This window comes from Streptosporangium sp. NPDC051023, from assembly GCF_040689595.1.
GTDB lineage: Bacteria > Actinomycetota > Actinomycetes > Streptosporangiales > Streptosporangiaceae > Streptosporangium.
This window is the reverse complement of record NZ_JBFBCE010000006.1, coordinates 70,447-86,361: the sequence shown is the minus strand read 5'-3', so window position 1 is coordinate 86,361 and position 15,915 is coordinate 70,447. Positions and strand designations below refer to the sequence as shown.

Annotated in this window: 7 protein-coding genes; all 7 read right to left on the bottom strand. The window is 71.4% G+C overall.

Annotated features, from left to right (window positions below):
* A complete protein-coding gene (locus AB0395_RS05845; RefSeq protein ID WP_366277453.1) occupies positions 1-1,317 on the bottom strand; it encodes a TIGR02679 family protein in 1,317 nt (438 codons plus the stop codon).
* Entirely contained in the window at positions 1,314-5,393 is a 4,080-nt protein-coding gene (locus AB0395_RS05840; protein WP_366277451.1) for a TIGR02680 family protein, read from the bottom strand. Before AB0395_RS05840 ends, AB0395_RS05845 begins: the two co-directional genes overlap by 4 nt.
* Positions 5,393-6,553, bottom strand: coding sequence for a TIGR02678 family protein (locus AB0395_RS05835; RefSeq protein ID WP_366277449.1), 1,161 nt, complete (start codon positions 6,551-6,553; stop codon positions 5,393-5,395). Before AB0395_RS05835 ends, AB0395_RS05840 begins: the two co-directional genes overlap by 1 nt.
* Positions 6,550-8,100: a TIGR02677 family protein gene (locus tag AB0395_RS05830; protein ID WP_366277448.1), complete on the bottom strand. Its 1,551-nt coding sequence runs from the start codon at positions 8,098-8,100 to the stop codon at positions 6,550-6,552. Before AB0395_RS05830 ends, AB0395_RS05835 begins: the two co-directional genes overlap by 4 nt.
* Before the next feature lie 183 nt (positions 8,101-8,283).
* On the bottom strand, positions 8,284-10,050 hold the full coding sequence (locus AB0395_RS05825) for a PD-(D/E)XK nuclease family protein (protein WP_366277446.1): 1,767 nt from the start codon (positions 10,048-10,050) through the stop codon (positions 8,284-8,286).
* Between the two features lie 373 nt (positions 10,051-10,423).
* Positions 10,424-11,317: a phosphorothioated DNA-binding restriction endonuclease gene (locus tag AB0395_RS05820; protein WP_366277444.1), complete on the bottom strand. Its 894-nt coding sequence runs from the start codon at positions 11,315-11,317 to the stop codon at positions 10,424-10,426.
* A 98-nt stretch (positions 11,318-11,415) separates the two neighbouring features.
* Positions 11,416-15,858 (bottom strand): amino acid adenylation domain-containing protein, encoded by a 4,443-nt coding sequence (locus AB0395_RS05815; RefSeq protein ID WP_366277443.1) that lies wholly within the window; start codon positions 15,856-15,858, stop codon positions 11,416-11,418.
* Positions 15,859-15,915: the final 57 nt, after the last annotated feature.

Below are 15,915 nucleotides of genomic sequence, written 5' to 3'. Positions count from 1 at the left end.
TCAGGTCTCGGTAATTGACCCGAGAGCTGAGGAGTCTCGGTACGAATCCCGGAACCGGGCGATGGAATCGCCTGATCCGGCGGCCAGGTCGGTGAGGAGGTCCCCGAGAACCATCTCCTCCTCGACCCGTACGGCCCGCCGTACCATCGCCGCCGACAACTCGGGATCCCACGGCGTCGCGCGCGAGTGGCCGGTCAGGGACGTCATGGAGAGCACCTTGCCCGAGAGGATCGCCGCCTCGTAGGCGAGCGAGTCATAGCGCCAGGGGCGCCAATCGACCCGTTCACGGACGGCGCCTGCTATGCCGATCCCACCCCAGTCGAAGTCACCGTGGTAGGCGAACTCCGAACCTCCGGCGGCCAGCAGATCGAGCAGCCGCCAGACGGCCGCCGAAGGTCTGCCGCCCGTGCAGACGAGGGGAGGACAGCGTGGGCCGAGCTCGTCGGCCGCGGCGGCGACCACGACGGGGTTCTCGCAGATCCTGACCAGCCCCGCACGGATGGGGGACTCGTGCCGCTGGAGCTGGCGCAGTGTGAGCAGGCAGGGCTCACCCGCCTCCCGGGTCGCGGCGAGCACGCGCCCGGCCGGGGTGTCGTCGTCTCCGGGAAGGCCGAGGCACAGGACGGACGACGAGAGGTCGTCGAGGTGGACCCCGACGGCCGCCCAAGCCCTCCGCCGGGCGTCGGCCGTGCCGTCTCCCGCGTACGGCAGGCCTCCCAGAGCACGGGCCGCCGACAGCGCCAGCGCGGCCACGGGTTTCCCCTCGTCCAGGGCATGCGCGTCCCCGCAGGTCTCGGCGGCCAGGCGGCCGATCGGGATACCGGCGTGCGGCAGCCGGAGCAGGATCGCGGCCACGGTGTCGAGGAGGATCCGGGCCTCGTGTGGGTCACCGGTGCTCCGCCGTACCACGCCGGTCGTCTCCAGCCAGGACCGCCAGCCGGACAGCTCGGGACGGTCGGTGAGGGCCGCGTCCAGCTCTGCGAAGGCCTCCCGCCAGGCCGCGTCCCGCAGGGCGTTCTCCCGGCCGAGGTCACGGACGGGGCCCTGCAGCAGCACGACCGCGGCGGCCAGACCCTCGGGGCAGACCCCGCTGGATCGGAGCACCCGATCCACCTCGTCGAGCGAGACCGACAGGGAGGAACCCGCGCCCGCCCTGCGCCCGAGCAGCCGTTCGATCGCGCGACGCTGCTCCACCGTGGCGGCGCTCAGGGTGACCGGGCCGATCGGCGGCCTGCCCCGTTCGAGGCGGCGGCGCACCCGCTCGACGAGCCAGGAGGTCTCCGGCCCGCCCAGCAACCGCTCCAACCGCTCGCTCATGAGAACAGCCCGTCCTGTTCCAGGTCGGTGGAAGGCGGCGGCGTGGGGCGTGGCTCGGGACGCTCGGCCCGGCGGCACTCGTGCCCGTCCCATCGCCACGGGGTGACCAGCACGGCGTCGATGCCGTCGCGTCTGGACAGCTGGCAGATCGCCAGTCCCGGCACCTGCGGGTAGCAGCCCCACTCTCGCTCGCTGGTCATCACAACGTCCATGTCGAACGTCGCCAGCAGACCGAGGCACTTGGCCCGTGAGTCGTCGTCGACTCCCGCGAAGGCCTCGTCGAGCGCGACCAGGCGGGGCGCGTACGGATTGCCCGCGGATTTGTAGTGCGCCGAAGCGGCGGCGAACAGCGGAACGGAGGCGGCCAGGACACGTTCGCCGCCCGAGGCCGGGCCGGTGGCCGATCGCCACTGCCCGTCCTGGAGACGCTGGATCGCGAACTCGTGCCAGGCACGGTAGTCCAGCGCCCTGGTCAGCTGCTCGTTCCAACCGGCGGCGGGATTGCCTGCATGCTCTCTGGCGATCTGCTCCGCCAGGAAGGCGCCCACGGTCTCGCGGTCGGCGGCTGACCACGCGTCCACGGTCTGGCGCAGCTTCTCCCGCACCCTTTCCAGCCCGTCGGGGGCGTTCCGCACGGTCTTCCAGAGCAGCCGCAGCCGCATGCCCGTTGAGGTGGGACGGGACTCCAGCTCAGCGTTCATCGTCCGCACCTCCTCCTCGGCGGCAGTGATTAACTCATGCAGGGTGCCGGCCACCTCGTTGAGCAGGTGGTTCTCTAGGATTTCCCGCTCCCTGGCCGACAGCAGCCGTGCCCGCTGCCCGGTCTCCTCCTCCAGCGCCTCCGCCAGGCCGGGAATGTCCCGGCTGTGGCCCTGGAACAGCACGTCCACCATCATGACGCCGTCGCGCAGGGTCAGCCCGACGGAGTGGCCGTGCCTGGACATGGCGTCGGAGAGCAGTTTGTGTTCCTCGGTGACCCGCTTCTGGGCTCGGTCCCACGGTCCTTCGCCGTCGTCGACGCCGTCGAGTTCGGCGTTGACGGCACGGGCCAGCAGTACGGCGGGGGTGGCCGCCCATTCGGCGGTGGGGTCGGGGATCTCCAGCGCGGGCAGGGCGATGCCGATCAGGCCGGTGGCGGCGAACCCGCGGAACTCGGCGACGGCCGTGTCGCGCTGTCGTTCGGCCTCCCCGATCTCGCCACGCAGGGTCTCACGCTTGCCCTCGGCCTTGCCGCGCTTGATCAGTGCGGCCCGTTCCTGTTCGCGGGTGGCGCGTTCGGCGGCTTCCCGCTCCGTCAGCGCCCGCCGTACCTCGTCGAGACGGCGGTAGAGCTCCTCTACGGCGGCTCCGGCGGTTTCCACCAGTGCCCGGTGAGCCTCCGACGCGGCCTCCGCGCGCTCACGTGCCTCCGCCGCGATCTCGGCGGCCTCGGCGTGCCGTTCACGGGCCAGGGACAGCTCCTCCGTTGTCTCCTCCGCCGCCTGGCGGGCGGCGAACAGCGCCTTACCCGCGGGCCAGAGGCCGGCCAGGGCCAGCCGGTAGTCCGCCACGCCGTTCCGGACCTCGGCGAGCCCATCTTTATCCGGTGACAACCCGACATCTCCGGCGAACTCCGCCGCCTGCTCCTGAGCCACGGTCACCTCGCCCTGTCGAGTGGCCACGGTCTGGACGGCGGTGGTGCGGGCGCCGTCGAGCTCACGTCTGCGGCCGTGCTCGGTGGCCAGCCTGACATGGGCTTCACGCAGTGAGGCGTCGGACGGCAGCGCGCGGTGCTCGACGGCGAGTGTGCCCTGCCGTACGGCGAGCGCCTTCAGCTTCTCGTCCAACTCCGTGATGGTCCCGCGCACCTGGGCCAGTTCCTCGGCGAGAACCGCCAGCCGGGCCCGCCGGGCGGTCTTTCTCGCTCCTTCACCGATGTGGACGGCACTCTGTTTGTGCCAGGAGCCGCCGAGCACGCCGTTGGCCCAGCGCCCGTCCACCGTGACCCAGGTCGCCGCGCCGGGCCCAAGCCCGATTCCGGCGAGAACGGCATGGACGGCGGAGTCCGGTAGCGCGGCCGCCTGTGAGTCCGCGCGATCGACGGCCGGGCGTAGTACGGCGGAAAGGCAGGGGCCGGTGATGGGAGAGCCGGTCAGGACGACCGTGTCGTCCACCGTGAGGAGGGTCCCCTCGGGAGTCACCCAGGCGTCCAGGATTCCCGAGGCCTCCAGCGCCGCCTCCAGGGCGGCGCGGTGGTCTCCGGAGACGGCCTCGGCGAAGTCGACCACCTTCCACAGAGGTGCTCCCGGGCGGCCGTCGCGTACCCCGGAAGGGCGGGTGTGTGGGGCAGGCGGGGCGTCGTGGCCGCCCGCCTCCAACCGTGCCATCTCCTCTTGGACGGCCACGGCTCGCTGCCGCTGCTCCCGCAGCTCGGCACCGAGCTCGGCCTCCCTGCGGCCTAGCTCGGCTGTGGCGGCCCGCGCTGCGTCGTCGATGGCCGGCACCGCCGGGTTCTGGCCCTCGGCGGTCTCGGCCCAGGACTCCAGAGCTGTCAGGAGCTCATCCGGATCGTCGATCCGCAGCTCCACCACGCCGGCGAGGTAGGAGACGTAAGCGTCGGCCAGGTCGGTCGCCTGCCGCCGGACAGTCGACTCGGCGGTGGCGATCCGCTCACCGGAGGCCTGGATCTCTCCGGTCAGACGGTCCACCTCCGCTCGGGCGGCCTCGAACCTGCTCCGGGCCCGGTCCACGGCCGAAAGCAGCCGGTCGAGCTCGGCCACCGCCTGCGACCGCCGGTCGGCCAGGGACTCGGCGTCCCGGCGAGAGGCGGCGGGATCCATCTCCCATCGGGCGGTGATCTCCAGGTGAGCGCGCTCGCATCCGGCCCGTCGTGCCGCCGTGTTCGCCTGGCTCCGCGCGGTGTCCCAGTCATGTGCGGCCTGCTCGGCCTTCTCCTGGGCGCTGTCTGCCCGTTTCTGACGGCGCACGGTCTCCGTCGCCAGGTCGTCCCGGTCCTTTTCCTTGGCACGCGCGTGCCGGGTCTGCCGCTCGGCCTCCTCACCGGCCTGCTTGATCCGTTCGGCGTCACGCATCTCGGGGCTCTGCTGGAGCGCCTGTCCGCGGGCTTCCAGGCGGACCCGCGCCGCCGCCAGCTCGGTGAGCCGCGACTGCGCCGTCTCCAGCTCGGCCTGAGCTTCGGCGTGACGAGCCTCGGCGTCGAGAAGATCACGCCCAAGGTGCTCGTAGCGGCTGTGGGTCAGGCGGGGCGCCGCGGCCTTGCGTTTGGCAGCGATCCGGGCATACCTGCGGTAGTGGCCGAGGAAGTCGGAGGCGGCCCCGCGGGTCTCCTCCAGCGCCCGCAGCGCGTCACGTTCCTCGTCGAGCCCGCGGAACGCCTCGGCCACGGTGGTGATCAAAGCGGGACTCATCGGCGGCAGCGCCTCGGTGAGCGCCCGCGAGAGCATCCTCTCGTCGGGCTTCTTCGACAGCTGCGGCTGGCGGAGCTGGATGAGCAGGTTGACCAGCGCCTCGTAGCGGTGCTCGCCCAGGCCGAACAGGGCCTCGTCCACGGCCCTGCGGTAGTCGACGGCCCGGTCGTAGAGCATGCCACGCCCGTTGACGGCCTCCCGGAGTTTCTCGCGGGTGAGCACGACTCCGGCGGGAGACATCAGCTCCAGCCCGTCACCGATCCGCTGACCGGTGACGAAGAACCAGTGCTTGGCGATGCCCTGGCCCTTGACCGCTTTCAGCCCGCAGCCGACGGTCCGGAACTCCATGCCTCCGTCGGCCGAGCACCGGCCGAACTCCAGCCATGTGTACCCCAGCCGTTCGGGGTGCGGGTGTCTGCCGCCCAGCAGGAGGTTCCACTCCATCCGTTTCTGACGGTCGCCGTCTGGCTCGACGCGGTGCGGGGCGAGTTCCCCGTCGAGCAGGAACGGCAGGGTCAGGGCGAGCACCTTGGACTTGCCGGTGCCGTTGTTGCCGCGCAGCAGCAGCCGCCCGTCGTGGAAGTGGAACTCCTCCACGTCGTAATGGAACATGTCGACGAGCCCGGCTCGCAGGGGCTTCCAACGTTCTGAGGTAGGGGTTGGGAGCATCACTGTCCTCGGATGACGGGGGTGTCGAGGGCGTAGCGGGCGATGGCGGGCAGGCCGTGGACGCGCTCTTCGCGAACCTCGACCAGACGGAGGGCGGTCAGTTTCTCCAGGGCCACGGCGAGAAGCCCGTCTTCGGCACCGGGATCGGTCACGCCTTTGCGCCAGAAGGAGGCGTGCTTCGTGGCGGCCTGCCGTACGAAGGCACGCAACTCCTCCAAAGCCACTCCATCCTGGGCGGACCGGGTGGACAGATGCTCGGCCACCAGCAGGGTGACGTGCCCGTCGGTGCGCTGCTCGGGCATGCGCACGTCGGTCAGCTCGTCGTCGGGGTCGACCATCGCGATCCCCTCGGCGCGGATCTCGGCGACCAGCCCGGTGGCCTCCTCGACCCTGCGGACGATCGCGTGACGCTGGGAGACGAGATAGGCGCGCTCGGCCTCGTCCAGGTCGTCGTAGTAGACGACGGGATCCTCCAGAAGCCTGCGGGTGAGCCGCCGGCGAATCGCCTGATTCCGCAGGCTCTCGGTGTCGGCGACGGGTTCCGCGACGAGCTGGGCCAGTCGTTCCTCGAAGGAGGTGGCGCCGATCGTGGACGGTCCGCGTGCCGTGACCAGGAGCGTGGCCATGACGTGCCTGCGTACGTCGTAGAGGACATCCCCGGTGGCCGACAGGTAGGCGTCCTCGTCACCGGCGACTCTGCGCAGCACCCCCCACTCGAGCAGCATGCGCACCACCGCCACGAGGTCGGCTCGCTCCGCCCGGCTGTCCAGGGTGAAGGCGAAGTCCAGCTCCGGCTCGGCCGCCGAGTTCAGCACTCCCTCGGCGAGCCGGCCGAGCGTGGTCTGCGCGTCCGCCCGCTCCAGTACGGCCAGCGCCAGGCAGAGGACGACGTAACGGTGACGGCCGAACGGCTCCCCGGCCCGGCCCCGAGCCGGACGGGTGGCGTCGTCGCCGTCCGGGACGGTCTTGAACAACCTGGCCGTCTCCGCGTCGGCCAGCAGCCGCCAGCCCGTCTCCCGGGTGAGCCAGTCGCGCAGCTCGGCGATGTGCTGGCGCACGAGCGCGAGCCTGTCGGCGTCGTTCTCGACAGTGAGCAGCGGCTTCGTCAGCAGGGCACGGAGTGCGGTCCGCCGCCGGGCCGTCTCCTCCTCGGGAGTCACGAGACCTCCATCAAGTTGGTGATCTCGATGAGGTGCTCGGGTCCGGTGAGCACTCCGTCGGCGGTATGAATCTCGACCTGCCCCCCACCGGGCACGGGGGAGAGCCGTATCTCCATCGAGCCGTCGCCGCTCACCGCCTTCACCTCGGTTTCCCCCGGGAGACGGGCGGCCAGAGCGTCGCCGATGAGCGAAAGGAAGAGCCGGAACGCCCGTGGGTCGAGGACGTCCAACTCGGACAGGAGAGTCGGGCCTTCGGTGCGCAGCCGGGCCCGCGCTGCGGCGGTCTCGGCGGCTTCCCGTTCGGCGTGTTCCAGCAGGAGCCTGCGGGCCAGGGAACGATCCTGGATCCTGTTCGGCTTGCCCCGGCGTTCGTAGGAGCCGGTCATGCGCAGCTGGGGGGAGATCCGGATCGGCGGGGCGTCACGCCACGACGTGCCGGGAGTGAGGTCCCCCTCCTTCCAGGCGGACAGCGTCTCGGCGGTGACGGTGAGGTGCCGTGCGGGCGACAGCCCAAAAGCCGCCCGCCAGAGGCGGTGCATCGCCTGCTCGTCCGGTGCCTCGGCGAACCAGCGCGCCAGGGCGCGGAAGTCGGCCGAGCGGTCCGAACGGCCGGAACGCCGCTCGTTGAGCAGGCCGACGGCGTCGAGGAGTTGCTTGATGGCCGTCACCGCGGACTGCCGCAGCAGGCGGGCCTGGGAGGGGCGGCCCGCGTCACGGGAGACGAACCACTCCCTGAGTCCCTGCCAGCGATTCTCCCAGGAGGCGTGGGCCGCGGCTTCGGCTCTGCCGTACGCCTCGGCCTCATCCGCTCCCTCGGGTACGGCGTCCGCCGCCTCGCGCCGGGCGGCCAGCCGCAGCAGCCTGCCGTGGTCGTGGGCCTCCAGATCGGTCAGGAGCAGGGCTATGCGGGCCCCGGAGTTGGCCAGATCGGCGATGAAACGGTCGATGTAGTCGATCAGCCGTTCCTTGTAGGCGACGAACCCCTCGACGTCGCCGTCGGAGAAGTCGATCGCGCGGCGCAGCGAGGCCATGAACGCCTGAGCGTTGTCGGCCAGCGAGGAGAACCGTTCGGCCAGGGAGAGCAGCAGGAGGTGGACCTTGACGGGATCGGGGTCGGCCTGCGCGGCGAGCTCACGCAGGGCCTGGAGCTGACCGGCGATGTCGCTCAGCGCCACCGACTGGAGCACACCGCGCCGGCCGATCGCCTCCTCGTAGAAGGCGATGGCCTGCTCGGCGGCGTGTCCCGCTGCGGTGAGCTGGAACAGGAACCGTTTGCGGTGGAAGTCCTCGACGGAGGTGACCCTGCCGGTGTCGGCGTCGGCCCGCAGGTTTCCCCACTCGACGAGCTTGTCCAGCGCCTGCGTGAGCTGCTCGCCGCCGTCCCTTCTCAGCTCGGCCGCGATGTCCTCGGGCCGCAAGTGCACGACGAAGCGTTCTTTCGCCCGCGCGAACGCGTGTAACACCTGGCGATAGAGGGGCGCGTTTGGCGCGCTCAGATGGGCGAAGGGCTGAGGATTCCGGTGACTTGCCTGTGATGGGTCAATCACCGTGTCATTTTGCCTGAGGCAGGCGCTCCGAGGCGGGAAGACGGCGTGGTGTCCTGGATAACCCGTCCGAATTTGTGCCTCGGAGCGTTTTCATCGGTTCCCGGCTCGAACAAATGTGTCAGGGGGATTATTCGGAGGCTTCGTCCATGGACAGAAGCGCGTTCACGGCTGTTCGTCGCCCTCTCAGAACGGGGGTTCGTCGTCGGGTTCGGGTTCGGAGAGGGTGGCGGCGATCGCTTCGACGTGGCTGTCGGCCAGGCCGGGGCCCGCCAGAAGTTCCCCGGTGACGGGGTCGAACACGAGGCCGTCCACCGTACGCGCGGGGGAGCCGGAGGCGTCCGGGCACCAGCGGGACACCGGGCAGAACTGGCACCAGGGACCCGGGGTCGCGTGGAAGGTGACATCGCGGTGCCAGGCCCGGACACGGTCGAGGACGACCTGCCCGGCGGCCGAGACCGTCGCCGGGTCGGTCGCGTCGAACGTGAGCACCTCGGCCGAGGCCGGGGTGAGCTGCTCCAGCTCGACCAGCCCATCGGTATCCCCGAAGACACCCGCGGAGATCAGGCTGATCGCCAGGGCGAGCTGCGGAACCATCTCCAGCGCGTTCTCCGCGGTGATGCCGCGTGGCGCCGCCGACGTCTTCTGCTCGCGGTAGACGAGCCGTCCGTCCACCCGGCGCAGGAGGTCGGGGTGGGAGAGCACCACGACGTCGGCATGCGCGTCGTAGGCGGCGACCTTCGGCTCGGGCCTGACCTCGGAGACCTCGCCCGGGCCGCGCAGCGGGCACACCCCCAGATGCTGGAGCAGGTACGGCCTGGCCTGGGCGTACTCCTGCCGTTCCATCAGCTCATCGGCGATGCCGCAGTCGTCGGCGTCCACCTCGGGAAGGTCTGCCACGGAGCAGGGCCTCTCCCGCCTGTGCGCGGCCTCGAGCCACGAGTGCACGTGCTGGCCGCGCTCGGCCGCGGGACTCGTCTCCCAGTCGCCGGGGAGCCGCAACTCCCGCAGGTGAGCCTGTGCCGGGCAGACCTGGTAGTAGCGGGACGTCGTGATCGACCACGTCCGCCGGTGTGTGCCCCGGTCGTCGAGGCCGAGCAGCCCCGGGGTGTGCGCGAGGGCCTCGCAGGAGGCCCGTGCCTTGCACTCGGCGCAGTCGTGTCCGGGGGTCCGGCCGTTCCCGGCCAGCAGCCGGACCGTCACGGGCCTGACGTTCGAGGCGTAGGTGCCGTGGATCCTCTCCAGGTCCGTCGTGTCGAGAAGGACCTGATCCATGCCGGTGGTCAGCCCGACCTCGACGATCCGCACCCGTCCCGGTACGGGAACGGGCCGCACCGGGACGGGGATCGCGGTGTACAGCTCCGCCGGATCCGTCACCTGCCTGTCGGCCGCCGCGACGTACGCCATCGCCTGAGTGGATGGGATGTCCGCGGTGCCCAGGGGACGGCGCAGGCGCATCCTGCGGAACTCCACCACCGCGCCGTCCGGCGAGCCGTACCAGCGGCCCCAGACGGTGAGGGAGCGCATCTCCGTGGGGGACCGGCCGCCCTGGACGATCCGGGGGTTGCGCTCGGGTCTGAGTTCCACTCCCTCGGAGGCGAGCATGGCCGCCAGGCTCTCGGCCGTCTCCAGGTAGGTGTGGCAGGCGTGCCGGACCCAGGTGGCGACCCCGGGATGCACGCTGTTGCGGGCGTTGCCGAGGGCCCTCGTCAGAGCCTCCTCGATCGGCGCGGCCTCGAACTCGGCCAGGTTCAGCGCCTCCATGACCAGACCGAGCGGGAAGGTCTCCCACGGCGCGTATCTGCGCTTCTCGTACGGCTGCGGCCACAGCTGCGGGCGGGCCTTGACGGCCGCGAAGTAGTCGCAGTCGGCGTCCCGGCGGTCGAGCAGGCTCGCCGACAGCCGGACGACGTGGGGGTTTCCGGTGAACTGAGTGCTGGAGGGCTGACTCATCGCACCCTTCTCGATGCGGGGAAAGGAAGGTTCTTCTCTGTCCAGAGGCAGTGAAGCATATTGCGAATGGCAGCCCTCATTTATTGAGGAATGGCGAGAGTCGTTTTGAGGGTATAGCGAAGAATGTCGGATATGAGCAGTTGGGTGGGTGTATCGGTTGAGTGTTCCGGTTATCGCGCCAGGCCGTACAGCAGTGCGATCCACCTTGCACCCGCCGCCGCTGTCGGGGCTCATGGCAGGGCGGACGTACGGCCGCCGCCCGGTCGATCCGGCGTCGATGACGTCGATATGGAGCGTTCAAATGTGATCGGTGACGGCCACGATGAGCCGTACCGTGTGGCCTCGGCTTGGGCACGGTGTGGTGAGAACGGGGTCAGAAGGTACGGGCCGGGGTTCGGAAGACCTGGCGGTTGTGCCAGGCGATGTGGCGGGGGTCGACGGGGTCCAGGCCCGGTTGCGGGGCGCGGACGGGGCGTCCGGCCAGGGCCAGCACCATGTCCTGGGCAGAGGCCGAGCGGCCGACGAATCTGGCCGAGACGGTCACCGTGCGTTCCGGGCTCAGCCCGAGGACGCCTTTGTCGAACAGCTTGTGGTGGATCGCGCACAGGCACAGCCCGTTGGCCGGCTCGTCGGGGCCGTCGAAGGCCCACCAGCGCACGTGCGCGGCGTCCAGCCCGACCGCCGTGCCGTCCAGCCAGCCGTCGTAAGCGCAGAACGCGCACGCGTACTCGTAGGCCATGAGCACCCGCCTGCGAAAAGCGGGATCCCGGCGTGTGGCGACGCCGTTCGTCCCGATCCTCCCGGCGGCCCGCGGAGTTTCCAGATCGAGGCCGACGAGCAGGCACAGATCGGCGTGCAGGGAGGGGGCGAAGTTCGCGTCGAGAAGGAAGCCGGCGATCCGGGTGACCAGGTCCGGCTCCTCGGCCAAGGCGCGGGCCAGATCCGGATGAAGGCGGCCGGACGCCTGACTCTCGCGCAGACGGCCCAGCTCCGGTCCCGGGCTGCCCGGCCCGGTAGTGGTTTCGACCAGCCACAGGCCGTCGCTGGCCAGGTGGTGGAAGGGATAGCCGGGGCTGGTCTCGCGCGGCGGGCCGTACTCCTTGAGCAGGTTTCTGAGCTCCGCCTCAGCGGCGCTGAACAGGATCGGGCTGTTGCCGTGCCGCTGGAAACGTCCCAGGACGTACAGCAGGAGAAGCGGCTTGTGCGGTGCTCGCTCGCCGCCCCTGCTCCAGCGCCGGATCCCGGCGACCTGCTCGACCCAGTCCATGATCCGCCAGTCTATGACGATCTTCGCTATCACCGGCAGAGGCCTCCGCTGAGGTTCCGACCCTGCCGGTGTGCTCGGAAGAACGTTCGGCCGGAACCTCAGCCGGGATCCGGCAGGTGTTTCGCGAGGACGGGGGCGATCTTGCCCAGGGCGTCGGAACTGACGATGCCGTTGTGGTCGCACGGGACGCCGTGGGCGGTCAGGGCGGGCAGGAACGGGCGCCAGGTTTCGGAGGCGCGGACGTCCTGGAGGGTGGCGTCGAAGCAGAGGGCCGGGCCGGTGAAGGGGACGGCGGTGTGCGCGGCCATCGCGCGGGCGTTCTCCCCGGCGACCGCCACCAGGTCGCCGATGGTGGTCTCGTCCAGCGCCGCGAGCGGGCTTCCCGCTTCTCGCAGCGCCGTCTTGAGCGCGGAGCCGCCGGAGCCGGGAGGCGCGGTGACGCCGTCCAGGGCGGTGCGGATCAGCTCCCGCTCGGTGGCGGGGTTTCCGGGGTCGCCGAAGGACAGGCCTCTGACGTCGCCGGGATAGGAGTCCAGCAGGACGAGCAGCGCGACCTCCTCGCCCGCAGCCGTCAGGTCGGCGGCGATCTGCTGGCCGACCGTGCCGCCGAAGGACCAGCCCGCGACGACATACGGCCCGCGGGGCTGGATCGCGCGTATCCGTTCCAGGTAGGCGGCCGCCAGGTCGGGCACGGACAGCGGGTGCACGTGCCCGCCGACCAGCCGTGGGTCTTGGAAGGCGTGCACCGGGTGGCCGGAGGGGAGGTGCCGGGGCAGGGCGGAGTAGCACCATCCCAGCCCGTTCGCCGCGGGAATCAGGAAGACCGGGCACAGCTCGCCGCCGGAACGGTAGGACAGGACGGCGGGGACGCCGGTGGTCTCCCCGCCGAGGTGTCCGGTGAGTCCGGCCACCGTCGGATCCGCGAACAACGCCGACACGCCCACCTCGACACCGAGTACGGCGCGGGCACGGCTGACCAGGCGGACGGCCAGCAGGGAGTGTCCGCCGAGGTCGAAGAAACTGTCATGCACGCCGACCTCGGACACCCCCAGCACCTCGGCGAACAACTCGCACAGGACGGCCTCGCGCGGGGTCCGGGGCGGATGGCCCCCCGGCTGCGCCCGGTGGACGGGAGCGGGCAGCGCGTGCCGGTCCAGCTTCCCGTTCGCGGTCACCGGGAACGCCTCCAGCACCACCACCGCGGACGGCACCATGTACTCCGGCAGCAGCCCGGCCACATGGTCACGGCACCGGGCGGCATCCGTCGATGTGGTGTCCGCCGATCCGATGTCCTTCGATGACGCGCCCGGCGGCGCCGTGCTCGGCGCGGGGACGCCCCCAGAGGGTGTGCTCTGTGACGATGCGGCCGGTGAGGTCACGACGTAGCCGACCAGGCGTTTGTCGCCGGGTCTGTCCTCCCGCACGACCACCGTGGCCTGTCTGACCCCGGGGGCGCTCGCCAGCACCGCCTCGACCTCGCCGGGCTCGACGCGGAAGCCGCGGATCTTCACCTGGTCGTCGGTGCGCCCGAGGAAGATCAGCCGTCCTTCCTCGTCCCAGCGGACGACGTCGCCCGTCCGGTACATCCGTTCACCCGCCTCGCCAAACGGGCAGGCGACGAACCGTGCCGCGGTCAAGCCCGGCCGCCCGACGTACCCGCGTGCCAGCCCGGCCCCGGCGAGATACAGCTCGCCGGGCACCCGGGGCGGCACGGGGCGCAGCGCGTCGTCCAGCACGTACGCGCGCGTGTTGGCCATCGGACGTCCGAGCGGGACGGTTGTGGTGGGCCGGTCACCGGTCCGCCACCGCGTCCACGTGGCGCACAGGGTGATCTCGGTGGGGCCGTACAGCGTCCGCACGGTCGTCTCGGGGCACGACTCGAGCACCGCGCCGACGGCCAGGGGGGAGACGACGTCGCCGCCGGTGAGCACCTCGCGCACGCCGGTGAAACAGCCGGTGAGGTCTTCGGCGACGACCCGGAACAATCCCGCGGTGAGGTGGACGTGGGACACGTCGTTCTCGCGGATCAGCCGTTCGAGCGTCGGCGCATCGAGTTGGCCGGGAGGTGCGACGACCACGCGGGCGCCGGTGAGCAGCGGTACCCAGATCTCGTAGGTGGAGGCGTCGAAGGCGTGGGGGGCGTGGAACAGCACCCGGTCCGCGGGGCCGACCTCCCACATCGGGTCCAGCGCGAGGTCGACGACGCCCTGGTGGGTCACGCCGATGCCCTTGGGCTCGCCGGTCGACCCCGAGGTGTACATGACGTAGGCGAGGTCTTCCGGCCAGGCCTTGTCGAGTGGGCTCCGGGGTTCGTCGAGTGGCTTCTGAGCTGTGCTGAGCGAGGTTCTGGGCTCGTCGAGTGGTTTCTGGGTCGTGTCGAGGGGGCTTCGGGGTTCGCCGAGCGGGTGGGGCGGGGGGCTCTCCGGGGCCGTTCTCCTGTGCCGCCTCTCCCGCCCGTCGCGCTCCTCGGTGCGGGGGCGGGAGAGACCGCCGCTCGCGTCCACCACCAGCACCCGCCGCCCCACGGCGAGCTCGTGCCCGCCGTACGCGTGGTCGACCAGCAGGACGGGGCATCCGGTCTCCTCGACGATCGCCCGCATCCGGGTCACCGGGTAGGCGGTGTGCACCGGAAGGTAGGCCGCCCCGGCCCGCAGTACGGCGAGCAGCGCCACTATCAGCCCGGCAGAACGCTCCATCAGCAACGGCACCACGGTGCCCGCGCCGACACCGGCCTCGGCCAGTGCGGCGGCCAGATGACCGGCACGCTCTTCCAGCTCGCCGTACGTGAGCCGCTCACGGTCCGAGACGACGGCGACCGCGTCGGGCGTCGCGGCGGCGCGTTCGCCGAACACCTCGACGACCGAGCACGTCCGCCGGGGCGACGCGGTGTCGTTCCAGCCGGTCAGGATTCGCTCACGTTCGCGCGGGGACAGCACCTCCAGAGCGCTCAGCCGAGTCTCCGGCGCCGTGACCACCTGGCGGAGGATCCGCGTGAACCGTTCGGCCAGCGTGACGACCGTGGACTCGTCGAACAGGCCGGTCGCGTAGGTGATCGTGAGGTCGATGCCCCCGGCATCTCCGTCGCCCCCGGCACCGCTATCGGTGCTCCGGCGCTCGAACGCGAAGTCCAGGTCGAACTTGGCTCCCTGGGCCACGGCGGTGCCCGGCAGGCACTCCGCGCCCGCGAGGTCGAGCGCGAGGACTCCGCCCTCGGCCCAGGACAGCGCGACCTGGAACAGCGGGTGGCGGGAGAGGGAGCGGACGGGGTTGAGCGCCTCGACCACATGGTCGAACGGGAGGTCCTGGTTGGCGTACGCAGCCAGGTCCGTCTCGCGCACCCGGCCGAGCAACTCGGCGAACGTGGGGTCGCCCGAGGTGTCGGTGCGCAGCACCAGGGTGTTGACGAAGAAGCCGACCAGGTCGTCGAGCGCCTCCTCGCCGCGTCCCGCGACGACCGTGCCGAGTGGGATGTCGGTGCCCGCGCCCAGCCTGGTCAGCAGCGCCGCCAGGGCGGCCTGAACCACCATGAAGACCGTCGCGTGGCGGCTGCGCGCGAGCCCCCGCAACGCGTGGTCGAGCTCGGCGTCGAGCGGGACGTGCACGCGGCCGCAGCGGTTGCCCGGTTTCGGCGGGCAGGGCCGGTCGGTCGGCAGCGCCAGCTCCTCCGGCAGGTCGCGCAGCTTCTCCGTCCAGTGGGCGAGCCGCTCCGCGTTCTCCCCGGCGAGCACCTCACGGTGCCACAGGGCGTAGTCCGCGTACTGCACCGGTAGCGGCTCCCACTCCGGCGGGTGGCCGCGCAGCCGCGCCGCGTACGCGGAGGACAGGTCGGCCCCCAGCAGGTCGATGGACCATCCGTCACCCGCGATGTGGTGCAGCACCAGCACGAGCACGCATTCGCCGGGCTGCGCGGTGATCACCTCCGTGTACAGCGGCGGGTCCGTCGCCAGGTCGAACACGTGGGCGCACGCCCTCGCCACCGCGGCCTCCAGCTCCGCGGGCGGGCACTCGGTGAGCGCGACCTCGATCCGGGCGTCCTCCAGGATCCGCTGCACGGGCTCGCCCTCGTGCTCGGCGAACACCGTCCGCAGGCTCTCGTGCCTGCCCACGACGTCACCCAGCGCGGCGGCCAGCGCCCGGAGGTCGAGCACGCCGCGGACCCGGGTGGCGATCGGCATGTTGTACGTGGGGCTCGGGCCCTCAAGCCGGTCCAGGAACCACAGGCGGCGCTGCCCCGGCGAGGGCGGCACCGTCTCCGGCCTGGGGGAGACCGCCGTCACGCCGGGCCGGTCCCGTCCGCCGTCGAGACGGCCGAGCAGCTCCCTGACCGTCGGCGCCTGGAAGACCGCGCGCACGCCGATCGCGGCGCCCAGCACCGTGCGGATGCGCTTGACCAGGCGTGTCGCCAGCAGCGACTGCCCGCCCATGCCGAAGAAGTTGTCGTCGACGCCGACGTCCGCCAAGCCGAGCACCTCGGCGAACAACCCGCACAGGATCTCCTCTCTGGGGCCGCGTGGCTGCGCCGTACCAGGCGTTTCCGGCATCGGAAGAACCTCCATCGCGTCGGTCTGCGGGTCCGGGGCGACGCGCGTCCGGTTCCC